The organism is Opitutia bacterium KCR 482 (assembly GCA_029269845.2).
Lineage (GTDB): Bacteria > Verrucomicrobiota > Verrucomicrobiia > Opitutales > Intestinicryptomonadaceae > Merdousia.
Window position 1 is genome coordinate 504,427 of the sequence record CP149973.1, and the last position, 26,992, is coordinate 531,418.

Genomic DNA, 26,992 nt, shown 5'->3' on the forward strand with positions numbered 1-26,992 from the left:
GTCTTTTAAAGTTGCGGATTGCGTTTGTTCCAGTCGCACGCCGACTCGTATGCGTAGGCGTAGGAGAGGAGGTTCGATTCGTCGAATGCCCTGCCTATCATTTGCAGCCCCACGGGCATGCCGTCCGACGCGAAGCCGCACGGCACCGAAATCCCGGGGAGGCCGGCAAGATTGACGTTGATTGTAAAAATGTCGCTCAGGTACATCGAGAGCGGGTCGGACGCCTTTTCGCCTACCTTGAACGCGGTGGTCGGCGACGTCGGCGCGAGTATTGCGTCGACGCTCTCGAACGCATGCTCGAAGTCGTTTCTGATGAGCGTGCGGACTTTCTGCGCGCGCAGGTAGTAGGCGTCGTAGTAGCCCGAACTGAGAACGTAGCTGCCCAGAATGATTCTGCGTTTGACCTCCTCGCCGAAGCCCTCCGCGCGGCTCTTGAAGTAGACGTCAACGACGTCCTTTGCCTTGTCGCTCCTGTGGGTGTAGCGTATGCCGTCGTAGCGGGCGAGGTTCGACGACGCCTCGGCGGTCGCTATTATATAATAGACGGGGATTGCCAAGTCGGTATGCGGAAGCGATACTTCCACGATTTCCGCGCCGAGTTCGCCGCACTTTTTAACCGCGGCCTCCACTATCGAGCGCACCTCCGGGTCGATACCCTCCGCCGAAAAATACTCTTTCGGAACGCCGAGCTTTTTGCCTTTCAGAGACTCCGCCGAAAGGATTGCGGGGTAGTTTTCGACATCGACTTTCACGCTCGTGGAGTCGAGCCTGTCGTAGCCAGCGATGTATTTGAGCACCGTCGCCGCGTCTTTCACCGACCGAGCGAACGGACCAATCTGGTCGAGCGACGACGCGAACGCAGCAAGCCCGAACCTGCTCACAAGCCCGTAGGTGGGCTTCATTCCGACGACGCCGCAGAGCGACGCGGGCTGGCGTATCGAACCGCCCGTGTCTGAGCCAAGCGAAACCGCGCACTCGCCCGCCGACACCGCCGCCGCCGAGCCGCCGCTACTTCCGCCGGGAATTCTCGTCAAATCCCACGGGTTGCGCGTCTTTTGCAGCGCGCTGTTTTCGCACGACGAACCCATCGCGAATTCGTCCATGTTCAGGCGTCCCCAGAAAAGCGCGCCCGCGTCTTCGAGCTTTTTCATCGCCGTGCCCGTGTAGGGGCTGACGTAGTTTTCGAGCATTTTGCTCGCGCAGGTGAGCTTCTGCCCGCGCACCGCAAGCAGGTCTTTAAGTCCTACGGGTATGCCGTCAAGCTCCGAAAGCTTTGCGCCCTTTGCGCGGCGTTCGTCCGCCTTCGCCGCGTTCGCCAAAAGTACGTCCTCGTTCGACGAAATAAACGCCCCGACCTTCCCGTCTACCGCGTTCTTTCTGTCGATAAACGCCTGCGCAAGCTCCACCGCCGAGATTTCGCGGCTGTCGAGCATTGCGTCAAGCTCTCCGATGTTTTTATAGAAAATTTCGCCCATGCTAAATGCCTCCCGATTCTACGCGTCGTCCACAACTTTGGGAACTACTATCTGGTTGTCGCGCTTGGCGGGTGCGTTCATGAGCGCGTCCTCCACGCTCATAGCCTCGCCCTCTACGTCGTCGCGCCACACGTTGTATATCGCGTGCGCGTGCGCGCTCGGCTCGACGTTCGATACGTCGATTTCCGAAAGCTTCTTGAAATATCCCAGTATCTGACCCAACTGCTTCGAATACATCTCCTTCTCGGCCTCCGTCAATTCTATACGCGCAAGCCGCGCCACATATTCGATGTCTATTTCTCCTGTATTTGCCATATCTCTATAATCTCACAAATCTATCGAACGGAGACAAGAAAAATTGACACACGCCACGAGGAAAATTCAGAAGCAGAAATCTAAAAAACTTCGTGCGTAAGCACTCTAATTTTAGGCGCGTTAGAGTGCCAGTATAAGGGCGGCTTTACGCGCGGCACAGGGCGCGTAGCATACTTGGCGTATGTAAGCGGTCTGGGACGCGCGCGAAACGCCCTACTACACTTTTATCAAAGAACAACCTAAAAATCTTCGCGCCGTGCGCTCTAATTTTAGGGGCGTCAAAGTGCCAGTATAAGGGCGGCTTTACGCGCGACACAGGGCGCGTAGCATACTTGGCGTATGTAAGCGGTCTGGGACGCGCGCGAAACGCCCTTAGACTGGTGCTTTCACGCGCCGTGCGAAACGCCCTACCCAACTTTTATCCCAGCGCAACTTAAAATCTTCCGCGCCGTGCGCTGACTTTTTAGGCGCGTCAAAGTGCCGTTCAGGCGGTGGCTTTCACGCGATTGCGGGGTGCGTGGCGTACTGGCGTACGCGAGCAGTCCGCAAGCGCGGGGAAACGCCGCATCAACGGTGCTTTGACGCGCCGTGTAATTTTAGGGGCGTCAAAATGCCCCTATAAGAGTGGCTTTGCGAGTGGCTCAGGGTGCGTGGCGTACTAAACGTACGCGAGCAGTCTGAGACACTCGCGAAACGCTCTTAGAGGGGCGTTTTCACGCCCCTACCGTAGAAGATGGAAGATTCTCCGGGGGAATAATAGTCGGATATTTCCGCTTCTTTCACAAAGCCCAGTTTTTCGTAGAATTTTCTTGTCGGCAAATACTGTTCCCTGCCCGACGTCTGCAACAGCAGCTTTGTTGCGCCGCGCTCAGCAACGTCGGCCAAGATTGCCTCGACAAGCCGCCGCCCTATTCCGTGCCCGCGAACCGTATTGTCAACCGCAATCCAGTCGAGATAGTAGAGCGATTCGCAGCATGCCTCGCGCTCGTACGACGCAAACCCGACCACCCTGCCGTCAAGCTCCGCGAATATGAAAATTTCGCCGCTTCCGTCGATTGCCCCGCGCAGCTCCTCTTCGGCGCAGTCGTACTCGTCGAAAACCCTGTCGAAAAAACCGCTCGATTTCATGATTTCGCGCACGCGCGGAATGTCGGCAAGCGTCGGCGTCCGCCTGATTGCAAGCTCACTTTTCATTTTTTTCGTTCCTTTTCGAGTCCTCGACGAGGTTTTTCGTTTTGTTCACCCTGTCCATGAAGCCGCGCATGATTGTTTCGTAGAGCGACATTCCCGCGATTTTGTCCTCGATGCCCGCATCGATGTTCGGGTTGTCGTTGATTTCAATCAGAAGCACCCTGCCGTCGTCGGTCTCCTTCACGTCTACGCCGTAAAGCCCGTTGCCGACGAGGTTTGCGGTTTTCAAGGCGACGTCCAGCACGCGCTTGGGAACGTCGTCTATGTGGAGCGTTTCGAATCCGCCCTCGGCGTTGTTTTTGTCTTTGTTGACAATCTGCCAGTGCTTTTTTGCCATGAAATATTTGCACGCAAAAATCGGCTTGCGGTCGAAGATTCCGACGCGCCAGTCGAATTTTGTCGGCACAAATTCCTGCGCGATGAGCAGGTCGGAGCGGCGCAAAAGCTTTTCGAGAACCTTTTTCAATTCGCGCGAATCGTCCACTTTGTAGACGCCCTGCGAGAACTGGCTGTCGGGCTGTTTTATGACGATGGGGAAGGGAATTTCGGATTCGATTTTTTCGAAATTGTCCTTGTGGACGATGAACGTTTTTGGCGTCGGAATCCGCCGAATCGCCGCCTGTTCCGCCTGAAAAACCTTGTTTGCGCAGCGGATAATCGAGTTGCAGTCGTCCACAACCACAATGCCCTCAGCCTCTGCGGCGCGGGCGAAAGTGTAGGTGTAGTTGTTGACGTTTGTGGTGGCGCGGATAAAGATTGCGTCGAACTCGTTGAGCCTGTCGAAGTCGTCCTTTGTGATGAACTCGCAGGAGAAGCCGACGCTTCCGGCGGCGTGCGCGAACTTCGAGAGGGCGCGGGGATTCGACGCGTGAAGCTCCTCGTTTTCGTCAATCAGAATGCCGATTGAGTAGCGGCTCTTCGACGGCGACTCCGACGCCCTGTGGCGGCGCGTTATGTATTCTTCGGCGACCGACGAAACGAAGTCGCGCTCGTCGCCGTGAATGTCGTGCGAGGAAATCGGTTTGACGCCGCAGAGTTTCCACTTTTTCTTGCCGCGCTTGAAATCGGCGCGGAACATCGGAGCGCGGAAGAGGTTGAAGAGCCTGCGGGCGAGCCGCGCGTACGCGGGGTTCACGCTGCACCCGAAGTAGACGTCGAGCTTGAACTTGCCGTCGCCGCAGTTTGCGAGCGCGCGGTTTGCGACGTCGGAAACGTCGTCGGACATGTGTTTTATCATTTCCTGCGAGCGGAAATCCATAATCGTCTTCACGGACGGTTCGGGATTGTGCATGCGCGCGCGGGCAAGCAGCGACACATAGTAGCCCATATCCTGATATTTGAACGCGTTGCAGAGGTTGAAAACCCTGAACGCGCCGAGCCGCGCAAATTCGGGGTCGGTGATGTATCGGCGGGGCGAGACAACGCGCACGCCCGCAATCTGCAACGACCATTTTTCTGGATTGCCCGCTACGAATATAATCTCCATGACAAAATTTTTGCCGCAATTATTCAGCGCATGCCCGCCGCAAGTCAACACTTATCGGCGGGCGCGGGAGGCGGCGGCTATTCAAGGTTTTTCAGGAAAACGTCGAGCAGAACGGAGTCGTCCGCCTTGATGTAGACGGGAATCGGCGAGACGGGAACGACGACGTCGCCGTTCGAGTCCGACGCGAGCGCGTTTCCGAAAACGTCGAACACGCCCACGCCTTCGGGAAGCTTTCCGAGGTTGAGCGGCTTTCTGTCCATCGGGTCTACGAGCTTTGTCTTCAAATTCGAGCGGTCGAGGTTCAGGTTTTCGAGGTGGCAGCCGAGCCAGAAGAGAGCCGCAACCGCCTTTTTCGATTTTTTGCCCGCGAATTTGTAGGCAAGCATGCCGTCGCGAAGCTCGCGCGAGCCTGCGTATTTTGTTTTGTACAGCATTTTCGCGAAGACCGCCGAAACCAGAAACCTTTCGTTTGCCGAAATTTCGGGAGCTTCAACCGAAGCGTAGGGAATGTACCTGCCGCGCGCGAAATTCGCCGTTTTGCAATTCGAGCCGTTCTTCGAGCCGAGCGTCGCCCCGGGCAGGAGAATCGAGGCGCGGACGCCCGACGACGCGTCTACCAGATAGCGGCGGATAAGGTAGCCCGCGTGGAATACGGGGCCGTTTGCGTGGTCGCCGCCGCCCTTGCACATCGGGTTTATATAATATAGCTCGGTGTGCCACAGCGGAACGTTGACGCCGTTTTCGACCAGATTTTTCTTGAACTGCGAGATGACCTCCGTGCCGCTTTTCGGGGTGTCCTCGAACAGCGCGGAATACGAGTGGAACGAGGCGACGTCGCAGAATTTCCCCGCGCCCATTTTAAGCATCGTGGCGAAAAAACCGTTGATGTTGCCGCCGTAGTCGCCTGTGGTGGAAAAGCCCACAACCTGATTGCGGGCGTCGACGCCCTTCAAAACGTCGTGCGCCGACTCCAAATACGGATAGTATGTTGCGAAGTCGCGCCAAATGATGTTCGGCTCGTTCATGACTTCGTAGTATTTTATTTTGCCCTTGTAGCGTTCGGCGACTGCGGAAACCATGCGCTTCCAGTCTTCGAGCGGCGGCTTTATCGCCTTGCGCCCCTGATTCTCGAAGCCCTGCAAGGTGCGCACAACCTCCGACTTCGCGTAGAGCCAGTCCGCCTGCCTGTGCCCGCGCAGCCCCATTTCGGGCGGATAAACAAAGAACATGCCGCCGAGCACGGGCACAACCTGCAATTTGTTTTTTGCGGCAAGGCGCACGGTTTCGTCGGCGACGGTCCACTCGTAGACGCCCTCTTTCGGCTCAATCACGCGCCAGTTGAAGGGGTTGCCGCCGTCCCACATGCGCAGGTAGACAATGCCCGAATCGGCAAGATACGCAATTTCCTCGGCGGTCGGGCAGCCCGACTCCCCGTTTGTGAACACGCCGCAGTAGCCCAAGTCTACGGGCAGGTCTCCCGCCGCAACCCTCATGCGGGGCGACACTGCAAACGGAACGCAGCCCGATTTCTCGCCGTCCACGGAAAAATTCAAAACATACAATCCGTTTTTGTCGGGCGCATTGAAGACAAATTCTTTGGAAAAATCCCCCGAGGGAAGCTCGATTTCCGCCGAACCTTTCGCGAGCACTTCCTCGGAATATTTCGGCGATACAAACCAGTCGAGCTTCGCCGTTTTTGCCGCGCCGAAATTCCGCCCCGCAATGGCGGCGGAAACTTCCGCATTTTTGTCGAATATGGCGGCGTTCGAAACACACTCGGCGGAAAATCTTTTCGTAATTTTTTTTAGGAACGAGGAATCAGCCGAAAGCTTCGTTTCGTCAATTAAAACCGAAAATTTAGGAGTTTCAACAGCCCCCGACTGCGGCACAAGGCGGAAGCCGGCAAAGGACAGCCGCGCGGCGGCTTTCGAGACCTTCTCAAAACGGAGCGGCAGCCACTCGTCAAGAACCCGAAATCTTTTCATGTCGAGCTTGTACGAATACTTTTTCCACTCCGTGCCGACGTCGAACTTCGCCAGCTGGTGGCGGTAGACGGTGTTGCCGTTTGCAAGCGCAAGCAGGCGGATTTGCAGCGGGTGCGACGCCTTAGCCGAAAACGAAATTTCGTAGACGCCATCGCGCGAAACGCGGACTTCCGAAAGGTTCAGCCCGCCGAGGCACGACTCTCCCGCGGAATATGAAAGCGAGTTTGCGGAGTCGGAAAATTTTTCGATTTTCACGCCGAGCGTCTCGGGCGCGGAATCGCTGAACCCGAAATCGAGCAAGCCGTTTTTGAGGTCGGCGTTTTTAATCAGATTCTGCGACGCGAACGCCGCCAAGCCCGCAAGCATATATACGATAAACAGTGTGCATTTTTTCATGTGTATCCTCTTTTTATTTGAGCACACAATAGCCCGACAAAGCCCGTATTGCAAGAATATTCGCCCTGCCGCAAGCGCGGGGAAACTTCCGCGGAGACGGGGCATGCGGAATTTGCACATTCGAAAAATCGTCTTGAACAATACGCGAATTTCCGTTTTTTGATTTTTTCAACGCAACACAAACACTATCTATATATGGGAAAAACAATGCCATTATTAGCCGCGCTCCTCGCGGCGTCGGGACTTTTTGCCGAAACCGCGGAAATCCGCACGCATTCGCAAAACGGCGCGGTCGAATCGAAAACCGTCAAACTCGAAAAAATCGGGGCGGACAAATTCCGACTTGCAATCCCGAAGTCGGACATCGGCAAAGACGCAAAATTCATAGACATAGTCGCCGAATTCGCAAAGGCGGACAAGGGCGACGACGGCTACTGGATTATGCCGCGCGGCACTTACGGCAACTTCGACAAGGACAGCGGCGTCTACCGCCGCGGACGCCAGCTCATGCCGATTTTCGGAATGAAACGCGGCGAAAAAATGTTCTGGGGACACATGAAAACATACCGCTTCGACTACGAAGTAGTGGTCGAAGTCAAAAAGGGCAAATACGAAATATTCCCGCGAATCACCCTCGACACCGTCCGCAAATTCTTCGAGCCGTACGACGACGTCGTGGTCGAGTTCAACATGCTATCGGGCAAAGACGCCGACTACAACGGAATGGCGAAAGCCTACCAAAAATACCAGCTCGACCGCGGCGCGGTTCGCACAATCAAAGACCGCGCGAAAGACTTCCCGGAGCTTGAATACCTGTGCGAATCAATAGTAATCAGAATCCAGACCCACTGCGCAAAACCGATTTCAGAAAAACGCATAGACTTCACAAAAGAGACCGAACTTCCCGTCATCGCGCACATGCCCTTCGGCGTGTCGGAGGAGTTCGTTAAGGCGATTAAGGATTCGGGAGTGGACAAGGCGACAATCGTCTCGGCGGGCTGGAACTACGGCGGCTACGACGGCAGAACGCCCTCGCACTTCCCCGTGGAAATCACGGTCGGCGGCGAGGACGGGCTGAAAAGGCTATGCCAAAAAGTGCGCGAAATGGGCTACCAGTTCACGCTGCACGCGACAAACACCGACGGCTACACGGTATCCCCGATGTGGAATCCCGACTGGGTCGGCAAACGCGCCGACGGCTCTTTCGACGTCGGCGGACTCTGGGCGGGCGGCAACTGCTACAATGTCTGCCAAAACTGCTCGTGGCACAAGTGGGTTCCCGCAGAGCTTAAAAAAATGCGCGACCTCGGCGCAAAAGGCCCGCATTACATCGACGTGTATTCGGCAACCTACCCCAACCGCTGCGCCGACCCCAAGCACCCCGCAACCCCCGAACAAATGGCGGAATACCAAAATAAAATCCTCGCCGAAAGCAAACGGCTTTTCGGCGGCGCGGCAAGCGAGTCGGGCTACGACCACGTTGCGGGAAACCTCGACTACATCAACTATATCGAGCGCGACATAAAACTGCTATGGGAGGGCAAGCAAAACAGACTCGTCGCTGGCGTGTATCCGCTTTGGGAACTTGTCTACCACGGAATCATTCTCTACAATTCCGACCGCGCAACGCAAAACCACACGCGCGGCAAATGCACATACAGGATAGAAAAAAGCGGCGACCCGCGCTGGATGGAGGGCGACGGAATCGTAGACCCGAAAGTTTCGCTTAAAATCGTCGAATTCGGCGGACGCCCGATTTTCTATACATACAAGTTCGCCGACGTGCCGCGAATCAAACGCGCGTGGGACGAATTCAAACCCGTGCGCCACCTGCAAAAGGAAATGATGGTGCGCCACGACACCGTGGCCGACAACGTTTTCATCACGGAATTCGGCGACGGCAGCAAAATAGTAAGCAACTATAACGAAAAGCCGTTCGTCTACAAGGGCGCGGAAATCAAGCCCGTAAACTACATACTAATCCCGCCGACAAAATAGCGCGGCAAATACAAGCAAACGTACACACTGATGGCGGCAGTTTCGCCGCCCTTTTCTTGCGCCCCCCATTCCGCGCGGACTGTTTTTTGGACGTTCCCGATTCAGGGAAATAATGCTCGCTATTGGTATGTATGCATTATATTGCGGAATGAAGAAGATTACCGCTTTATTTATGGCGGCGACCGGCATTGCCTGCGCCCAAACATACAACTACGACGCGGCAAACGAAACTCTCGTTATAAAAGGAAAAGGCAACTCCGTTGCCGACCTGAACATTACAAGCTCGGTAGGCTCGCTTGAAATCGGCGCGGCTACGGGCGACATCTCGGCGACGGACGTTTCCAACGGGCTTAACGTAGGCGACGTCGGCAACGTCGGCAACGTGAACGTAAGCGGCACAAACGTAAACGTGCTCGACGGCAAAACCGTAAGCGGCAACATCGTTTCGACGACCGACTTTACGCTCACCAACGGCGGTTCGGCGCGGGCAGAGGCTACAACATCACCGAACAGTGGCGCGTCTATGCCGACTACGCCACGGAGATTTCGGGCGAAATCTACCACAACGTGAACGCGGGCATACAGTTCAGCTTCTAAAAAAACGCAGTGAGCAAAAATCCCAAATTGCGCAAGCTTTTCGGGATTTTTTGCGCAATAAATTTACAATTTGTTTGACAGCTAAATCCGCCCCCGTAAAATAAAGTCATGAACATTTATAAAAAGTTATTGATAGGATTGGTGTGCCCGCTTTTTGCGCTTTCGGCAAATGCGGAGGAAAAGAAGGAATGCTACGACGCCGACATCGTCGTTTACGGCGGAACGTCGGGAGCGGTTGTCTCGGCGATAAGGGCGGCGCAGTCGGGCAAGAAAGTGTTTCTTGTCTCGCCCGACACCAACCTCGGCGCGATGTCGAGTTCGGGTCTGGGAATGACGGACTCCGGCAACACGGCGGCAATCGGCGGGCTTTCGCTCGAATTCTACAAGCGCGTCTACGCAGAATACCAAAAGGATTCCAACTGGTACGCCGAAAAACGCTCCGAATTCAAGGGGTACGGACAGGGCACAAAGGCAATCAGAGACCACGACAAAACCATGTGGATTTTCGAGCCGCGCATAGCGCTTACAGTGTTTAAAAACTGGCTCGCAGAACACCCCGAAATCGCCGTGCACCGCGGCGAATATCTCGACCGCGAAAACGGAGTCGAAAAGGTCGGCAAAAAGATAAAGTCAATCACTACGCTCAGCGGCAAAAAGTACCGCGCAAAAATGTTCATCGACGCTACGTTCGAGGGCGACCTCATGGCGGCGGCGGGCTGCAAATACACCGTAGGCCGCGAAAGCAACGCCCAGTACGGCGAAGACTTCAACGGATACCGCGGCACGCTCCGCCAAAACGGGCACTACTTCACCGCAAAAGTCGACCCCTATAAAATCAAGGGCGACAAAAAAAGCGGACTGCTCAAATACGTTTCGGGAGAAAAACCGCCCAAAGACGGCTCGGCCGACAGGCGCGTTCAGGCGTACAACTACCGCCTCTGCTTTACCGACTACGCCCCCAACAGGGTCGATTTGCCCGTGCCCGAAAACTACAACGCCGCCGACTACGAGCTGTGCGGACGCTGGTTCGAGGCAGACCCCGAAGCCTTCCCGCTCATCATTTCGAAAATGCCCAACGGCAAGACCGACATTAACAACAAAATGGCGTTCTCGACCGACTTCATCGGCGAAAACTACAACTATCCCGAAGCGTCCTACGAGGAACGCGCGAAAATCGCAAAGGCGCACAAAGACTACACACTCGGACTCTTCCACTTCTGGAAGACCGACCCGCGCACGCCCAAAAAATTCAGGCAGGCAATCGAAAAACTCGGACTCCCCAAGGACGAATTTGCCGACACGGGCAACTGGCCGTTCTACATGTACATTCGCGAGGCCCGCCGCATGGTCGGCGAATATGTCCTCACCCAGCACGACTGCCAGAACACCAAGATTTCGCCCGAACCTATCGGCATGGGCTCGTACACGCTCGACTCGCACAACACTTCGCGCTTCGTAGACGAAGACGGCTTTGTGCAAAACGAGGGCGACGTGCAGAGATCAATCCGCGCGTCGGGACCTTACCAGATTTCCTACGGCGTGATTGTCCCGCGCAAGGAAGACTGCCAAAACCTGTTCGTGACATGCGCGGTTTCGGCTTCGCACATCGCGTACGGCTCGCTTAGAATGGAACCCGTATTCATGGTGCTGGGGCATTCCGCCGCCGCCGCCGCCGAACAGTGCATAAACAGGGACATCGCAGTTCAGGACGCCGACATGGACGACCTTCGCGACACCCTCGTCAAGGAAAAGCAGGTTTTGTGGCTGCCCAAAAAACGCTAAAAAGCGTCGGCAAATAACGGCTTGCGACCGCCCGAAATTTCGGGCGGTTTTTTTGCGGACACGCACGCCAAGCCCTGCGCCGCGCCGCCGAACCGCGCCCTACTCCGACAGCGCGGCGGCGGAGTCGGATTCCAGCGCGGACATGTCGATGTCGTCTTTCAGCGCGGTGCCGCTTATTCCGCGCGCGCGCGACTCCTCCATCAGCAGGGAAAGCTTCCGCGCCGCCAAGTCTATCGGCATGCCCGACGGGCGGATATTCGAAATGCAGTTTCTGTCGGACTCCACGCTAGCCCACTTCGAGCGGTATGTGAAATACGCGCTCAGGCTGTCGGGCGAGCCGAGACCGGGGCGTTCGCCGACAAGGATAATCGTGTGCCTCGCGCCGAGGATTTCGTTGATGTCGTCCTGAATTTTCACGCGGGCGTAGGGAACGATGAACACGGGGTACGCCGACCAGTTCTCCTTGGGCAGGTATTTGAACAGCGCGATTGCGGTGTCGGAGGCATGGGCGTTTGCGGCGGTCGCCGAAAGCCCGTCGGAGACGACGACCGCGAGGTCGCGGCGTCCCCATTTCGGGGCGAGTTCGGCGAGCGCGGCGCGGGACTCTTCGCAAAGCCTCCGCCCGGCGTCGGGGTTCATAAGATACGTCCGCTTGTCGGAAACCGTCGTGTGCAAAACGACGCTTTCGAAGCCCGCCTTTTCGAGCTTTTCGGCGATTTTTTCGGGAAAGAACTGCGCGTGAACAGCGTCGCGCGCGCGGGCGTGCGCAAGGCGGAAATCGAGAAGCGACGGCGTGCGCTGGCTGCCGCCCGCGCGTCCTATGCCGATTCGCGCGGAAGTGTATTTTTGAAGCCCGACCCACGGATCTGCGCCGCCAATTGCGTTGGGAAGCGAATTCGCGCGGAGGGGAACTTCGGAAATGTCAGTCGATGGCGTGTTCATAGTCGTTTAGAAATTTGTTGCTTCCGCCGACTTGCAAAACTTTGTTGTCGCGGAAAATTTTCATCTTTTCGAGCCACGCCTCGAATTCGGGCGCGGGGCGCAAGCCCAGCAGCTGGCGGGCGTAGAGAATGTCGTGGAACGACGTCGTCTGGTAGCCCAGCATGACGTCGTCGCAACCGGGAATACCCATGGCGTAGTTCAGCCCCGCGGCGGCGAGGAGCGTAAGGAGCGTGTCCATGTCGTCCTGATCCGCCTCGGCGTGGTTCGTGTAGCAGATGTCGCAGCCCATGGGGAGCCCGAGAAGCTTGCCGCAAAAATGGTCTTCAAGACCGGCGCGGATAATCTGCTTGCCGTCGTAGAGATATTCGGGCCCGATAAAGCCGACGACGGTGTTTACAAGAAGCGGGCGGAACTCGCGGGCGACGGCGTAGGCGCGGGCCTCGCACGTCTGCATGTCAACGTCCCAGTTTCCCTCGGCGGAGAGAGCCGACCCCTGCCCCGTCTCGAAGTACATCACGTTGTCGCCGACAGTGCCCCTGCGGAGGGAGAGAGCGGCCTCGTGCGCCTCGCGGATAAGCGAGAGGTTTATGCCGAAATTTTTGTTGGCGATTTCCGTGCCCGCAATCGACTGGAAAACCAAATCTACGGGCGCGCCGCGCTCCATGGCGGCTATCGCGTTGGTTATGTGCGAAAGCACGCAAGACTGCGTGGGGATTTCGTAGCGGTGCACAAGCTCGTCGATGAGTTTGAGGATTTCGGTCATCGCGGGGACGCTGTCGGTGGCGGGGTTTATGCCGATTACCGCGTCGCCGCTGCCGTACAGAAGCCCGTCGAGAATGCCCGAGGCTATCGCTTTGAGGTCGTCCGACGGATCGTTGGGTTGCAGGCGCGAGGAAAACCTGCCTTTAAGCCCGAGCGTGTCCCTGAACTTCGAAACCACCCTGCGCTTCGACGCAACGAGTATCAAATCCTGATTGCCCATGATTTTCGACACCGCCGCGACCATCTCTGGCGTAAGCCCCCATGTGAGCTTTTCGAGCGTTTCTCCGTCGGTCTCGTAGCGCAGAAGCCAGTCGCGGAACTCGCCGACGGTAAGCGACGAAACCGGCTCGAACGCCTTTTTGTCGTGGCGGTCGAGAATCAGCCGCGTTATCTCGTCCTCGTCGTAGGGAACCAGAGGCTCTTCGAGAAACAGGGAAAGGGGAACGTCGGCAAGGCACATCTGCGCCGCCACGCGCTCCTCGTAGTCGGCGGCGGCAATCCCCGCAAGAACGTCGCCCGACCTCGCGGGCGACGCCTTTGCCGTCAACTCTTTCAACGAGCGGAAATTGTGCGTCTTTCCGCCCGTGCATATACTCCAAGTTTTCTTCATGGCAAGCTCTACATCTTGGTGTTGAACAGCGACGGCAGCCACAGCGCGATTTGCGGGAATATCATAATCAGAACCAGCGCAAGCAGCATGAGACCGACGAACGGAATAATCGACGCGTAAATGTCGCGGATTGTTATGCTCTTCGGGGACATCGCGCGCATAAGGAACAGATTGTATCCGAACGGCGGCGTGATGTACGCTATTTGGCAGGTGATTGTGTAGAGAATCCCGAACCATATCGGGTTGAAGCCGAGCTTCATCACAAGCGGTATGTACAGCGGGGCTACGATTACGAGCATCGCGGTGTCGTCGAGGAAAATGCCGAGTATCACGAAAGACAGTTGCATGAGCAGCAGCACTTGCCACGGCGAAAGCCCCCAGTCGTTGAGGAACAAGCCTTCGAGGGCGCGAACCGCTCCGAGTCCGTCGAAGACCGCCGCAAACGCGAGAGCCGCCATCATGACCCACATGAACATCGCCGAGTTGTCGAGGGTTTCGCGCAGAATCTTCTTGAAGATTTTCCACGTCAGCCTGCGGCGGCACAACGCCACCACGAACGCCGCAAACGCGCCGAACGCCGAGCTTTCGACAAGGCTCGTAAGCCCGAAGAAGAACGATCCGATGACCGAAAATATCAGAAGAAGCGGGATAATGCCCGCGCTCAAAACCCTGAGCTTTTCCTTCATCGAGAAGTTGCGCTCCTCCTTCGGGAGAATCGGGCCCATCTTCGGGTTAAGCCTGCACCTGATGAGAATGTAGGCGAGGAAAAGCGCTGTCATCAACAGCCCAGGTCCCACACCCGCCAGCCACAGTTGGCTTACGGGTTGGCGGGCAATCATGCCGTAGAGGACAAGCACAATGCTCGGCGGAATCAGAATGCCGAGCGAGCTGCCCGCCTGAATGAGTCCGCTAATCATGCGCTTGTCGTAGTTGCGCTTCAAAAGTTCGGGCAGCGCGACGCTGCAACCGATTGCCATGCCCGCGACGCTCAAACCGTTCATGCACGAAATCAGAACCATCACAAGCAGAGTTCCCACGGCAAGCCCGCCCCTGAGCGAGCCCATCCAGACGTGGAACATGTAGTACATGTCGTTTGCGATGCCCGATTCCGACAGCATGAAGCCCATGAAAACGAACATCGGCAGCGTCAGCATGGGATACCAGTTGAATAGCTTGATTGCCGCGTTGAAACCTATCGCCGAGCTGCCGTCGCCCCAGAGGAACAACGCCGCCGCGACGCCGACAAACCCCATCGCCGCAAATACCCTTTGCCCCGTGAGCATAAGGAGCATGAGCGTGGAGAACATCAGCAGAATAATAATTTCGGGAGAGAGACTCATATCAATACTTCCTTCCTATTGCCCTGCAAAAATCCTTCAAAAGCTCGGCTACGGCTTGCAGGAACATCAACGCCATACCCGCGGTCATGACAATCTTGATTGGAGCCATCGGCGGCTTCCAAACGCTGTGGTTGCGCTGGTCGAATTCGAGCGCGAACGCCGAACTGTCCCAGCCGCCCTTCACCATTATGTAGAGGTAGAACAGCAGGAAAAACACGGTGAAGACGTCCACGATTGCCTTTGTGCGCGGCTTCCACCGCTCGTACAAAAAGTCCATGCGGACGTGTATTCCGTGTTTGAGGCTGCTTGCGCCACCCAAAATATAATATGCCGCCATCGTAAACTGCGACATCTCCATTACCCATATCACGGGGTGGTGCATTGCGTTGGTGATAATGGAATATAAAAGTATGCCCATCATCGCCAAAAGCAGGTACATCGCGCCCTCGCCGACGAACTCGCTGAATTTTCCGACCGAACGAATGTAAAGGCGGATAAGCTTCATCATGGGAGCGCCCGTGTTTTCCTTTACCTTCTTCCAGTCCACGGTTTCAAGCCAGTCGTCGAAATCGTCGAATCTCGTTCTTCTGATAATCATAAAGTCGGAATGTTTGTAGTTTTACGCATCGGGGCGCGTCCCGCCCGCTTGGGAGGGAACGCGCCCGACGGTTTTGAAAAAACGCGGTTTAGCGGTACGGCGAGCCTGCCTTTTCCATCATCGCGTTGTAGTCCCTGAAAATCTTGACGACCTCCTTCTGGCGCGGAGTGCCCTTTGCGACTATCTCGTCCCAGAATTTGAGCGCGCCGTCCTCGACGCTCTTCCATTCGTTTTCGGGAATCGTGGTGAGCTTGAGCTTGCCGCCGTTGACGCGCAGGTTCGCCTCGCCCGCCCAGTACCAGTATTGGCGGTAGTAGTGCGATGAATCCATGCACAGCTTGAACAGCTCCTGCAAGTGCGGGGGCACTTTCGCCCAGGACTTGCTGTTGGCGACAAACGAGCCAATCCACGCGCCCGAAATGTTGTTTGTGAGGAAGTATTTTGTGGCGTTCGCCCAGCCTACCGTGTACGCCTCGGTGATGCCGCACCACACGACGCCGTCAAGCTCGCCCGTGCGCAACGCCATTTCGATGTCCTCGACGGGAATTGTAATCGGGACGATTCCGAAGCGCGACAGAAACCTGCCCGCCGTCGGGAACGTGTAGAGCTTTTTGCCCTTGATGTCGGCGAGCGAGCGAATCGGCTCTTTTGTGATGAAGTTGCAGGGATCCCACGAGCCGGAGCTTAGCCACGTTACGTTTTTGACGTCGTTGTAGGAATCCGCCCAGATCTTGCCGAGTCCGAACTCGTTGAAGAGCGCGGGAACGTCGAGCGAATAGCGGGTCGCAAGCGGGAAGTACGCGCTGAACGGCGCGACGTCGGCGGGAGAGCCCATGGAATCGTCGTCGCTTTGCACGCAGTCGAGAGTGCCTTGTTGGAGCGCGCTGAAAAGCTCGCTCGTCGGAACGAGTTGGTCGGCGTAGTACAGCTCGATTTTCATCTCGCTGCCCGCTATTTTGTTGAAAGCGTCAACCGCGGGCTTGATTACGTGCGCCCCGAGCGCGGTGCTCGCGTATGTCTGCAACCTCCACCGAATGGGCTTTTTAGACGCGCCCATTACATACGGAGCGCCGAATGCCGCCGCCGCCCCGACTCCGAGCTTTTTGAGAAAGCTCCTCTTGTTCATACGTCCAGCGGACGCGACCGAGTTCCTTGCGATGTTTTCGTTCATTTTATTGTCCTTTCGTTTTTAGGAGTAAATTAGAAGCCTATCGACGTACCCACGCCGAACCAGATGTTGTTTTCCTTGCCCGCGACAGCCGCGTAGCCGCCGTCGGAGTCGTTATTGCACGCATAGCGCACGCCCGCGGAGAGTTTCCAGTAGTCGCTTACGGCAACCGTCGCGCCCGCCGAGAAGCCAGCGTAGGCGTAGCCGCCGACTTCGGTCATTCCGCCGATGTAGTCGGCATATCCGCCGAACGCCGCCAAGTCTATCGTGCCCCAGTTTTCGCCGAGAACCCATTTTGTGATTGGCGCGGAATACGAAAGCCCCGCCTCTAATACAGTGCCCGAATATGTCAGGTTGTAGAAGCCGCTGACGTACGGAGACACCGCGAAATCGCCGAGAAATTCGGAAGTGTCGTAGCTGAGCGAAAGTTTAAGCTCGTTCTCGACGGTCGAACCCGACGACGGATACGTGTACGCAGTGTAGCCGAAATCTACGGTGAAGTTTTCGATTGAATACGTCGCGCCCGCGTAGAGGTCGTTCTCGCCGTATCCCGCGCCGTCGGTCGAATAGCAGCCCCACCAGCCGATGTACGCGCCGAAGCCCGCGCCGATGTCGTAGGCGATGTCCACTTCGGGGCAAACTACCGAGCCGGCAAGCTGTTTTCCCCTGAAAATGAACTCGCTCTCGTATCCGACGGACGCGGACGCCGAGAATTTGGAAAGGACATCGCTTGCAACCTGCATGTCGGAAAGCGAATTTATTTCCTTTTCGGGTGTTGAAGCGCCGGCCGCAAATGCGGACGCGGCGGCGATTGTCAATGCGCAGGTCAATGCTGTAATTTTGTTTGCCATAGTTTTTTCGTTTGATGTTTGTATTGCGCGTCCGCCGAGCCTCGACGAACACAAAACCCATACAGCAGAAGGCGTGCCAGTTTTTGGGACGCGCGCAAAGACGCTAAAAATCAAAAACATGGCGCGAAAACGCCGATTCGCGGCGGCATGCGGGCAAAACCGACCGCAACATTTTCGTATGCGCAAACTACAAATTTGTAAAACCGCGCCGAACCACGCCCGCGCGCCCGCGCAAAACGCAGTCGCGCGGGCGCAAAAAAAAGCTCCCCGAAATTTTCGGAGAGCTAAAAAGCGCGGAAGCCGCTCGGCTGAAATTGGAAAACGGCTTGGCGAAATTCGGAAGCCGCGCGGCTTCGCTATTTCGCCGCCTGCTTCTCGTAGAGCCTGCGGTATTCGGGGCAGCGGTCGATAAGCTCGGAGTGCGTGCCGTAGTCCACTATCGCGCCGTCCTTGAAAACAATTATCATGCGGACGTTGCGGATTGTGCTGAAACGGTGCGCGATGATTAGCATGGTTCTGTCGCGCATGAGGGAGTCTACCGCCTTCTGAATGAACGCCTCGCTGTTGACGTCGAGCGCGGAGGTAGCCTCGTCGAGCACGATGAACGGCGGATTTTTCAGGAACACGCGGGCGAGCGCGATGCGCTGTTTCTGCCCGCCGGAGAGCCTGTCGCCGCGCTCGCCGACGACCGTTTCGTAGCCGTCGTCGAGGCTTTCGATGAACTCGTGCGCATAGGCGGTCTTTGCGGCCGCTATGACTTCGTCGCGAGTGGCGTCGGGGCGCGCGGCGAGAATGTTGTTGTAGACAGTGTCGTTGAACAAAACGGGATACTGCGGAACGCTGCCGAGATTTTCGACGAAATCGGCGGAAGCAATGTCGCGCAAATCGACGCCGTCGATTTTCACCGAGCCTGAGACGGGATCGTACAAACGCATCGCAAGCCGCGCGAACGTGCTCTTGCCCGCGCCGCTTTCGCCGACGAGCGCGCAGCTCGTGCCTGCGGGAATCACGATGTTCACGCCTTTGAGAACGGTCTTGTTGTTGTACGCAAATTCGACGTTTTCGAAGCGCAGTTCGCCGCGTACGCGCCCGATTTTCACGGGGTTTGCGGGTTCGGGAACGGTCGTCCGGTAGTCGAGCACGGCGGAGAGGCGTTCGACAAGCGGCATGATTTTCACGAAGTCGGTAAACATTCGCGCTATTCTCTTAATGGGGTCGATTGTGAAATAGAGCGCGATGCCGATTGCCGAAAAGGTCGGGAAGTCGATGTCGCCGAAATACGCGTAGACGAAAGTTATCGAAACCATCGTAGCCGCGAGGAACTCCATGAACGGCTGCTGCATAAGCTCGAACTTCGCCATTTTAAGCGAGTACCATTTGACCTCGCCGTTCATGTTGTCGAACTTTTTTATCTGCGGCTGTTGGAGGGCGAAGACCCTGACTTCGTGCGCGGCGTCGAGGTTTTCGCCGAAGAGCTGCGCCATGTCGCTTAGCTTCACCTGTGCCTTGCCCGCGTAGAGCTTCATGTTTTTGCGTATCATCTGGACGGGCAGAATGCAAAACGGCACAGCCACCAAGAACACGAGAAGAAACACAACCTGCCCTTTCGTACAGCAAAGATAAAGCAGATAGCCCAACGCGCCCACAACCTGCAAGGGCTGCCTGAATATCTCCGAGGAGAACGAAAGCAGGACATTCTGGACGGAGACGGTGTCGCTTGTAAGGCGCGTAAGGAGATCGCCCGTGGTGAACTTGTCGAAGAACGCGATTGGGTAGCTCTGGATTCTGCGGAAAATGTCGCCTTTGAGAGTCCGCAGAATTTCGAGCGACGAATAGGTCATCAAATATCCGCTGAGGTAGCCGAAGATTGCCCTCAGCGCGAAAATCGTCGGCAGCAGCATTGCGATTCCGAAAATGTACCAGAGCGACTGCTCCTCGACGGTTTTCTCCATGAAGATTTTGCGGAGAACCTTGTCGAAAATAACGGGCATGCCGAAGCCGCTGCACGCGCCGAACAACGCGCCGAAAATCACCGCCGCCACGAGCTGCGGCAGGCACGGCTTGACGTATACTTTGAATCTGAGAAGTTTTTTCATGGAAAATAAGCTTTGGATTTTTCGTAAAATCCGCCCGATTAGTCAAGTTTTTACGCATGCGCGGGCGCGGCGCACAGCCCGAACAAAGCGATGGCGCATTCGCAAGGCGGCGCAAAAACCGCGGGACGGTTTTGAGGGGACACGGCGTAAAAATCGGCTTGAAACGGAACGCCGCTTTGCTACGCTGTCTCGGAGTATGAAAGCTTCGATGAAGTCGTCTTTGCTGGGGCTGGGGATTTCCGTTACGGTCGTCCCCGCGGTCGCCATGTTCGCCTTCATCGCGCTGATGGGCTCGGACATCGTAAAAACCGCGAACTCCGAATTCCGCGCCGCCGCCCTCGAAGCCGCGCGTCAGGCGACGGTGGACATCCGCCAAATGTGCGACGTAATCGAAATCTCCGACGACGTCGCGACGGAGGCGGCAAAAAGCATAATCTCGGAGGAAATCGGCAAGCTCGGCAAAATCTCCGTCGCAAGCAAGCCGACGTCGTTTTCGGTGTTCCCGCTGGAATCGCCCGAAGCCAAGCAGATTGTGGCGGCGCGGCTGATAAGAATGGGGAACGACGAAATCTCGCCCGACGACTTCGACGGAAAGCTCCCCAAGCTGCTCGAATCGCTCAAAGCGCGGCTGTTTTGCGACATCTCGGTATACTCGCCGATTCCGGAGTCTGACTTTTTTGTAAACGTTGCAAGCACCCTGACCTACCCCACGGGCGAAAGCTATGCCGGCGGCACGGTGTCGCCAAAAGACGGCGGCGGGCTGGGCGCGCTGTTCGCAAAGACGCTGGAAACAAAAAGCCCCGCGGGCGGGCTTGTAAAAATCAACTCGGAGCACTACTCGGCAAACTGCGTTCCGCTCGAACGCGACGACGGCCAAATAGGCGCGGTTGCCGTGTTCGGCTCGCCGATGCCGGCGGTGGCGGAGCTTGAAAAATACCTGCAAAACTCGAACGTGGGCGAAACCGGCTCGGTGTGGGTTATCGACATTTCGGACCCGTCGTCGCCCGCGCTCACCGTCTCGCGCGACAACTCCGCGGCGGGAAAAATCGAGGACGACCCCATCGATGCCCGCCGCGCCTTCCTGCGCCAGATTATAGAAAAGAGCCAAAACCTGCGCGACGGCGAAATAGGAGTGGAAACCGTAAACATTCCCTCGAAAGACAGGCGGCGCGACATCGTAAGGCTTGTAACCTACACAAACTACAAGCCGTGGAAGCGCATAATCGGAACTTCGCTCGACGCCGACGAATTTTCGGGCAGCGAAACCGCCCTGCTCTCGCAGATAGACTCGTTTTCGAAAACGATAGTCTACGTCGGCGCGGTGTTCACGGTTTTGGCAATCGGGATTTCGTGGATTTTGGCGTCGCAGATGTCGAGGCCGCTGAAAATTCTGCGCCGCGTGGCGCGGCACCACTCGCGCGGGAACATGGCGGCGGCGGAGTCCGAACTTGCCGCCTACCGCGACAGGGGCGGCGCGAGAATCGCCGAGTTCGACAGCCTGATTCTCGCAATCTACGACATGACAATCGGGCTTTCCGATTTGATAAAATCGATACGCGACGACGGCGAATACGTAGCCGACGGCGCAGTGCAGATTTCGGAGCTTGCGCGGTCGCTCGAATCAATCTCGCATTCGGAGGTGGCGTCGATGAGGCGCGTCGCGGCGACGGGGAAATCGATTTCGTTTTCGGCGGACGCAATCAACAGGGCGGCGCGTTCGTCGGCGGCGCGGGTGCGCAAAACGCTCGACAGCAGCCGCGAAGGCGGCGACAACCTGCTGCTTCTAAAACGCAACTACGACGCGCTTTTCGCCGCGACGGAAAACGTCGCCGAAAGGCTCTCGGTAATCAACGGCAACGCCGAAAAAATCACGGCGGTGGTCACGGCAATCGGCGAAATCAACAAGCGCACGAACCTGCTTTCGCTCAACGCCTCGATAGAGGCGGAAAAAGCGGGGGAAGTCGGGCTTGGCTTCGCGGTAGTGGCGCGGCAGATACGCAGGCTCGCCGACAAAACCTCGAAAGCGGCTTCCGACATCGAAAACGCCGTAAGGCAGATGCAGTCGGCGGTAAATTCGGGCGTGATGGAAATGGACAGGTTCGGGGCGAGCATGCGCCAGAGCCTTAAAATCATTCTGGAAACGGCGGACTCGCTTTCGAGGGTCGTGGGCGACATCGAGGGCGTCGGTCCGAAGTTCGAAAACATCGCGGGGCGCATCGCGGGCATGTCGGACAGCGCGCGCAGAATCAGCGAAACTATGACGGAGCTTTCCGCAAATTCGGAACGCATGCGCGACACCGTCTTCGAATTCAAGTCGGCGACAAGCTCGCTCGACGCCACGAGCGACTCGCTTCTCGACGAAGTTTCGCGCTTCAAAACCGCGGGGGAAGGAGGCGTTGCGCGAAAATGAAAATTCCGCTGAAAAAGACGCTCGCGGCTTTCTCCGTGGGGCTTTCCGCGCTTCCGGTAATCGTCATCGGGCTTCTCGTGCTGATGATGAACAGCGACATCAGGGAAATCGTAAACTCCGAATTCGACAAAATCGGCGCGCGCGCGACGCGCCAAATTGTGGAAGACACCGTGCGGATTTGCAAAATAATCCGCCGCACGCAGCTCGACGAAGACGACAAGGCGCGGGACGCCGTCCGCGAACGCCTCTGGAATATCGGCTTTCCGAAACTGCTCGACAAAAAGGCGAAAATCCGCGTGGCGTCGCAAATGACGCCGACGGAATTCAAGACGGCGGAAATTCCCGCAATGGCTTTCGGCAACAGCGAAATAGTCTTGAAGATGTCGCCCGACGGCTCGCTCGAAAGGGCGTCGGGACGCGCCGCGGAAATCCTCGAACAGCTTAAAACCGAGACGGGGCTTGACTTCGCGATACTCCAAAAAATCGACGCCGACGGCAACATGCTGCGCATAGCATCGACCGCGCTCGACGCCGAGGGAACGCCCTTTGTGGGCACATACATTCCCGCAAACGGCGGCTACGACGACGGCGCGATTGTCCGCACACTGCTTGCCCGCAAGGCGTTTTCGGGAATTTCGCGCGGGGGGGCGGTCAACTTCATCGCAAACTACGAGCCAATCATAGACCAGTACGGCGACGTTATCGGGGCGGTGGCGTTCGGACGCCCGCAGGCGTCGATTGCGTACCTGCTAAAATATTTCGAAAACATAAGAATAGGCAACACGGGCTACGTCTGGGCAATAGAGCTTGTCGGGCGCGGCGAGTCGGTTGTGAGGATTTCGCGCGACGGCAAGCGCAACGGCTTCATCGTCGAGGGAGACACGTTCAGGGAACGGCGCGAGGCGACGCTCGAAATCATAGCCTCCGCCGTCGCGCAGGGCGAAAAAATCACCGTGCGCGACTACAAGTCGGGAGCGGAGCGCAGCCTCACCGACCTCATAACCGCCTACACATATTTCAAGCCGTGGAACCTCGTGATAGGGTCGAGCGGGTACAGGAACGACTACGCCGCGGGGGTGGAAAGAATAGACGCCTCCGCGCGAAACTTCGTCTTCATGCTCGTGCCCGTCGGTCTTGCGATGCTCTTCTTTGCGGGCTTTGCGGCGTGGCTTGCGGGTGTGCGCGGCGTCCAAATGGTGGACGGGCTAAAACGCGCAATCGGGGAAATCAAAGGCGGCGACATTCCCGCCGCGCAGGCGGAACTTGCGGAACTTGCCGACCCGCGCCAGTGGAGCAACTCGGAAATTTTCAGGCTGTCGCTCGCGCTCGACACAATGTCGGCAAACATCTCGAAGCTCGTGGCAAAAGTTCAGGACGCAGGCGAAAACCTCGCCCAAAGCGCGGCGAAAATCTCGTCGGGCGCGGAGGACATAGCAAAGACCACAAGCGCGAGGGCGGAAAGGCTCTCCGACATTCTCGGCACGATAGACTCAATTTCAAACTCGGCGTCGCTGCTCAACGCCGACGCGCTCGACGCGGCAAAAAACATAGAGGCGTCGCTCGAAATCATGAGCGACGGCGGCAACCTGCTCGGCAGGCTCAACGAAAACGCGGCAATTCTGCTCGGCGCGGCGGACTCCGTTTCGGCGAGGCTTGCGGTCATAAAGGACAAGACCGAGCGCATTCTCGCGGCAATGTCCACAATCAACGCGGTCAGCGAGCGCACGAACATGCTTTCGCTCAACGCCTCGATTGAGGCGGAACGCGCGGCGGACGCAAACGGCGGCTTCGCGGCGGTGTCGGCGGAAATCACGCGACTTGCCGACCGCACGGCGGTCGCGGCAATGAACGTCTCGCGCATGGTCGCCGAAATGGACGACTCCGTAAACCTCGGCGTGGGCGACATGGACGACTTCGCCGCAAGAATGAAATCGAACTCCGAAATGATAAGCAAAGTTCACGACAACCTCGAGTCGGCGGAGGGGCAGATTGCGGAGCTTGGCCCGAAGTTCGAGTCGCTCGCGGAGGACGTTTCGGGGCAGGAGAAAAACGCGGGCGCTATCGCCTCGCAAACGCAGTCGCTCGCGGAACTTGGCGAGAAAACCCGCGCGCAGGTCGACGCTCTCAGGGAAACCACGGTGTCCATTTCACGCACGTCGGAGGCTCTTGCGGCAAAGGTTTCGAGCTTCGCGGTAATCCGCAAAAAGTAGCGGACGCAAAAAAAGACGAAAAAGAAGCGAACGCGAAACCGCGCCCGCGGGCGCAAGTGAACACATGTTCACTTTTTTTCTTGACGAGTGAACGAGTGTTCTTTTTTATCCGCGCAATATGGAAGAAAAATCGCACATGCAAAAGGCGTCCGACTGGCTTTTCGAACGCCAACTCCCCGAAGGCTACTGGAACGCGCACCTCGAAACAAACTGCTGCATGGAGGCGCAGTGGCTGATGGCGTGCAAATTCTGCGGAATCGAAAGCGGAAAAAACGCGGGAATCATAGAATACATTTTGAACTCGCAACGCCACGACGGCAGCTGGGACGTCTACTACGGCGCGGAAAACGGCGACGTCAACACGACGCTCGAATGCTACTACGCGCTGCGCATTTTCGGCTTCCCAAAGGACGACCCGCGCATGGCGGCGGCGCGGGAATGGCTGCTGAAATACGAGTGGTACAAGCACGTGAGGGTGTTCACAAAATACTGGCTCGCGCTTTTCGGCGAATGGGACTGGTCTAAAACGCCCGCGCTTCCGCCCGAAATAATCTACTTTCCGAAATGGTTTCCATTCAACATATATCGCTTTGCGGCGTGGGCGCGGGCGACAATCATGCCGCTTTGCGTGGTGACGTCAAAAAAACCCGTCAAGACGCTCGCGCCGGAGCTTAGAATAGACGAGCTTTTCCCCGTCGGGCGTGAAACCGCCTACGAAATGCGGAAAACCGACGACGGCGAAAAGTTTTCGACTAAAAAAATATTCCTCGCCGCCGACAAAATCTTCCATTTCTTCAACGACAAATCGGGCGACTCCGCCCTGCGCAAACGCGCAATCAAAGACGCCATGGACTGGATTATAGAGCATCAGGACGACGACGGCTTTTGGGGCGGAATCCAGCCGCCGTGGATTTACGGCATAATTGCGATGCACATTCTGGGCTATCCGCAAACGCAGGAAAACATGGCAAAAGCCGTCAACGCCGTCAATTTGCACTGGACGGAGCAGACGGAAAAAGGCACGCGCATAAAGGCGAGCGAAAGCCCCGTGTGGGACACAATGCTTGCCGTAAACGCCCTGCTCGACGCCCGCGCGAGCGTTTCAGACTCCCGACTTTCGAAAGCCGTCGACTACCTGCTCGAAAACGAAAACCGCTACTACGGCGACTGGTCCGAAACCGTCGGGCGCGGAGTCAAGCCGAGCGGGTGGTCGTTCCAGCGGGCAAACAAATTCTACCCCGACATCGACGACACCGCGGTCGCGATTGTCGCACTCCTGAAATACCGCGACGCCCTGCCGAAGTCGGATCCGCGCGCCGCGAAAATTTCGGAAGCCATCGGGCGCGCGGCGAAATGGATTGTCGCAATGCAGTCGAAAAACGGCGGCTGGGCGGCCTTCGACCGCGACAACACAACCGAGCTTGTGACGAAAATCCCGTTCTGCGACTTCGGCGAAGTGCTGGACCCCCCGAGCGTAGACGTCAGCGCGCACGTCGTGGAGGCCCTGCTCAAATGCGGCTATTCAAAAGACTGCGAGTGCGTCTCGCGCGGCATAAAATTCATTCTCGGCGAGCAGGAGGACGACGGCTCGTGGTTCGGCCGCTGGGGAATCAACTATATCTACGGCACTTGGTGCGCGATGACCGCGCTCAAAGCCGCGGGCTTCGAGTACTCGTCGCCCGAAATCAAACGCGCGGCGGACTGGCTTGCGGGCAGGCAGAACCCCGACGGCGGCTGGGGCGAGCGGGCTTCCACCTACATGCAGCCTCGCAGCAAAAGCGGCTCGACCGCCTCGCAGACGGCGTGGGCGTTGATTGCGCTGATGTCGTTCGAAACGCCCTACGGCGAAAATATCCGCAGGGGCTTGGACTACCTCAAAAACACGCAGACCCCCGACGGAACTTGGGTTGAGGCCGAGTACACGGGGACGGGCTTCCCCGGATACGGGCTGGGCGCGAAAGTCGATTTGCGCAACGGCGCGCCGCTTCCGCAGGGCAAGGAGCTGTCGCGTGGATTCATGCTGCGCTACGGTTATTATTGCCATTACTTCCCGATTATGGCACTCTCGCGCGAAATACAATGAAGGACACGAAGGGAAAAATACTCGAAACGGCGTTCGCGCTGCTCGTAAAAAACGGCTACAACGGCGTTTCGATAGGCGACATCACAAAGGCGCTCGAAATCACCCGAAGCCTGCCATACCGCTACTTCCCCTCGAAGCGCGATCTGCTCTTCGAGGCGTGCAAGCTCTACTACTACGAACGCTTTTTCCCCGAAAGATTCGACGCGGGAAAAGCGTCGCTCAAAGAGCTTCTCGAAGTGATTTCGCAAAACATGGAGCGCATAATCTTAGGGCTGTCGCGCTCGCTCGGCAGGGAGCTTTCGGTGTTCGACTACAACGTAATGTACTTCGACGCCCTCCGCAACGAGCCGCGTTTCAGACGCTACATGCGCTCGAAAATGCTCGAGCTGCGGGCAATAGCGGAGAACGCCGTAAAAAATTCCGAAATAAAAAAGGGGATTTCCGCCGAATTTGTCGAACGCGTTTTTACCGACATTTGGAGCCGCTGCGCCCATGTGCAGGACAACGCGTCGAACCGCGTAAATCTTGCGCGAATCCTCGACGACATCGGCACATTCTACAAGCTCGTTTCGGCGTAGCGCAATCAGCGCCGAGAGCGGGCGGAACGAAACGCGCCCTGCCCCGCAGCCGCTGCGCGAAGCGTTTTACCGAAACAAAAAAATCCGCAACCGGCCTTGCTTTGCCCGTCCCGTTTTCG

General features: G+C 57.1%; 20 protein-coding genes. 8 read left to right on the plus strand and 12 right to left on the minus strand.

Going from position 1 to position 26,992, the window contains the following annotated elements; translation table 11 throughout:
• Positions 1 to 5 precede the first annotated feature (5 nt).
• The 5 genes from gatA to P3B99_002075 form a co-directional block, all read right to left on the minus strand.
• Positions 6 to 1,475 (minus strand): Asp-tRNA(Asn)/Glu-tRNA(Gln) amidotransferase subunit GatA, encoded by a 1,470-nt coding sequence (gene gatA, locus P3B99_002055; GenBank protein WYJ07911.1) that lies wholly within the window; start codon positions 1,473 to 1,475, stop codon positions 6 to 8.
• An 18-nt stretch (positions 1,476 to 1,493) separates the two neighbouring features.
• Positions 1,494 to 1,790, minus strand: coding sequence for an Asp-tRNA(Asn)/Glu-tRNA(Gln) amidotransferase subunit GatC (gatC, locus tag P3B99_002060; protein WYJ07912.1), 297 nt, complete (start codon positions 1,788 to 1,790; stop codon positions 1,494 to 1,496).
• A 699-nt stretch (positions 1,791 to 2,489) separates the two neighbouring features.
• Positions 2,490 to 2,984 (minus strand): GNAT family N-acetyltransferase, encoded by a 495-nt coding sequence (locus P3B99_002065; protein WYJ07913.1) that lies wholly within the window; start codon positions 2,982 to 2,984, stop codon positions 2,490 to 2,492.
• Positions 2,974 to 4,467 (minus strand): RimK family protein, encoded by a 1,494-nt coding sequence (locus tag P3B99_002070; GenBank protein WYJ07914.1) that lies wholly within the window; start codon positions 4,465 to 4,467, stop codon positions 2,974 to 2,976. Before P3B99_002070 ends, P3B99_002065 begins: the two co-directional genes overlap by 11 nt.
• 77 nt (positions 4,468 to 4,544) lie before the next feature.
• Positions 4,545 to 6,848, minus strand: coding sequence for a carbohydrate binding domain-containing protein (locus P3B99_002075; protein WYJ07915.1), 2,304 nt, complete (start codon positions 6,846 to 6,848; stop codon positions 4,545 to 4,547).
• Between the two features lie 195 nt (positions 6,849 to 7,043).
• Here P3B99_002075 and P3B99_002080 point away from each other — a divergent pair, with 195 nt between their 5' ends.
• From P3B99_002080 to P3B99_002090, 3 genes are all read left to right on the plus strand, one after another.
• Positions 7,044 to 8,846, plus strand: coding sequence for a DUF5696 domain-containing protein (locus P3B99_002080; protein ID WYJ07916.1), 1,803 nt, complete (start codon positions 7,044 to 7,046; stop codon positions 8,844 to 8,846).
• A 148-nt stretch (positions 8,847 to 8,994) separates the two neighbouring features.
• Positions 8,995 to 9,417 (plus strand): hypothetical protein, encoded by a 423-nt coding sequence (locus P3B99_002085; protein ID WYJ07917.1) that lies wholly within the window; start codon positions 8,995 to 8,997, stop codon positions 9,415 to 9,417.
• Between the two features lie 134 nt (positions 9,418 to 9,551).
• Positions 9,552 to 11,225: an FAD-dependent oxidoreductase gene (locus tag P3B99_002090; protein ID WYJ07918.1), complete on the plus strand. Its 1,674-nt coding sequence runs from the start codon at positions 9,552 to 9,554 to the stop codon at positions 11,223 to 11,225.
• A 99-nt stretch (positions 11,226 to 11,324) separates the two neighbouring features.
• On the opposite strand, the gene eutC is transcribed toward P3B99_002090, so the two are convergent.
• The 6 genes from eutC to P3B99_002120 all read right to left on the minus strand — a co-directional run bounded on the left by eutC (position 11,325) and on the right by P3B99_002120 (position 17,388).
• Positions 11,325 to 12,167 carry an ethanolamine ammonia-lyase subunit EutC gene (gene eutC, locus P3B99_002095; GenBank protein ID WYJ07919.1) on the minus strand — a complete coding sequence of 281 codons (843 nt, stop codon included), beginning with the start codon at positions 12,165 to 12,167 and terminating at the stop codon, positions 11,325 to 11,327.
• Positions 12,148 to 13,539 carry an ethanolamine ammonia-lyase subunit EutB gene (locus P3B99_002100; GenBank protein ID WYJ07920.1) on the minus strand — a complete coding sequence of 464 codons (1,392 nt, stop codon included), beginning with the start codon at positions 13,537 to 13,539 and terminating at the stop codon, positions 12,148 to 12,150. The genes eutC and P3B99_002100 overlap by 20 nt, the downstream gene beginning before the upstream one ends.
• Before the next feature lie 8 nt (positions 13,540 to 13,547).
• Positions 13,548 to 14,879, minus strand: coding sequence for a TRAP transporter large permease subunit (locus P3B99_002105; protein WYJ07921.1), 1,332 nt, complete (start codon positions 14,877 to 14,879; stop codon positions 13,548 to 13,550).
• A 1-nt stretch (position 14,880) separates the two neighbouring features.
• Entirely contained in the window at positions 14,881 to 15,477 is a 597-nt protein-coding gene (locus P3B99_002110; GenBank protein ID WYJ07922.1) for a TRAP transporter small permease subunit, read from the minus strand.
• 88 nt (positions 15,478 to 15,565) lie between these two features.
• Positions 15,566 to 16,603: a TRAP transporter substrate-binding protein gene (locus P3B99_002115; GenBank protein ID WYJ08436.1), complete on the minus strand. Its 1,038-nt coding sequence runs from the start codon at positions 16,601 to 16,603 to the stop codon at positions 15,566 to 15,568.
• Positions 16,604 to 16,677: 74 nt separating this feature from the next.
• A complete protein-coding gene (locus P3B99_002120; protein ID WYJ07923.1) occupies positions 16,678 to 17,388 on the minus strand; it encodes a hypothetical protein in 711 nt (236 codons plus the stop codon).
• Between P3B99_002120 and P3B99_002125 the strand changes: the two genes are divergently transcribed.
• The gene (locus P3B99_002125; protein ID WYJ07924.1) at positions 17,387 to 17,908 is read left to right on the plus strand and encodes a hypothetical protein; all 522 of its coding nucleotides are present in this window, start codon (positions 17,387 to 17,389) and stop codon (positions 17,906 to 17,908) included. The two genes, P3B99_002120 and P3B99_002125, sit on opposite strands and share 2 nt — an antisense overlap.
• On the opposite strand, the gene P3B99_002130 is transcribed toward P3B99_002125, so the two are convergent.
• Positions 17,853 to 19,592: an ABC transporter ATP-binding protein gene (locus tag P3B99_002130; GenBank protein ID WYJ07925.1), complete on the minus strand. Its 1,740-nt coding sequence runs from the start codon at positions 19,590 to 19,592 to the stop codon at positions 17,853 to 17,855. The genes P3B99_002125 and P3B99_002130 overlap by 56 nt on opposite strands.
• A gap of 208 nt (positions 19,593 to 19,800) precedes the next feature.
• Between P3B99_002130 and P3B99_002135 the strand changes: the two genes are divergently transcribed.
• The 4 genes from P3B99_002135 (at position 19,801) to P3B99_002150 (ending at position 26,873) form a co-directional block, all read left to right on the plus strand.
• On the plus strand, positions 19,801 to 22,002 hold the full coding sequence (locus tag P3B99_002135; GenBank protein WYJ07926.1) for a methyl-accepting chemotaxis protein: 2,202 nt from the start codon (positions 19,801 to 19,803) through the stop codon (positions 22,000 to 22,002).
• Positions 21,999 to 24,212, plus strand: coding sequence for a Cache 3/Cache 2 fusion domain-containing protein (locus P3B99_002140; protein ID WYJ07927.1), 2,214 nt, complete (start codon positions 21,999 to 22,001; stop codon positions 24,210 to 24,212). Before P3B99_002135 ends, P3B99_002140 begins: the two co-directional genes overlap by 4 nt.
• A gap of 118 nt (positions 24,213 to 24,330) precedes the next feature.
• Entirely contained in the window at positions 24,331 to 26,295 is a 1,965-nt protein-coding gene (gene shc, locus P3B99_002145; GenBank protein ID WYJ07928.1) for a squalene--hopene cyclase, read from the plus strand.
• Positions 26,292 to 26,873 (plus strand): TetR/AcrR family transcriptional regulator, encoded by a 582-nt coding sequence (locus P3B99_002150; GenBank protein ID WYJ07929.1) that lies wholly within the window; start codon positions 26,292 to 26,294, stop codon positions 26,871 to 26,873. The genes shc and P3B99_002150 overlap by 4 nt, the downstream gene beginning before the upstream one ends.
• Positions 26,874 to 26,992: the final 119 nt, after the last annotated feature.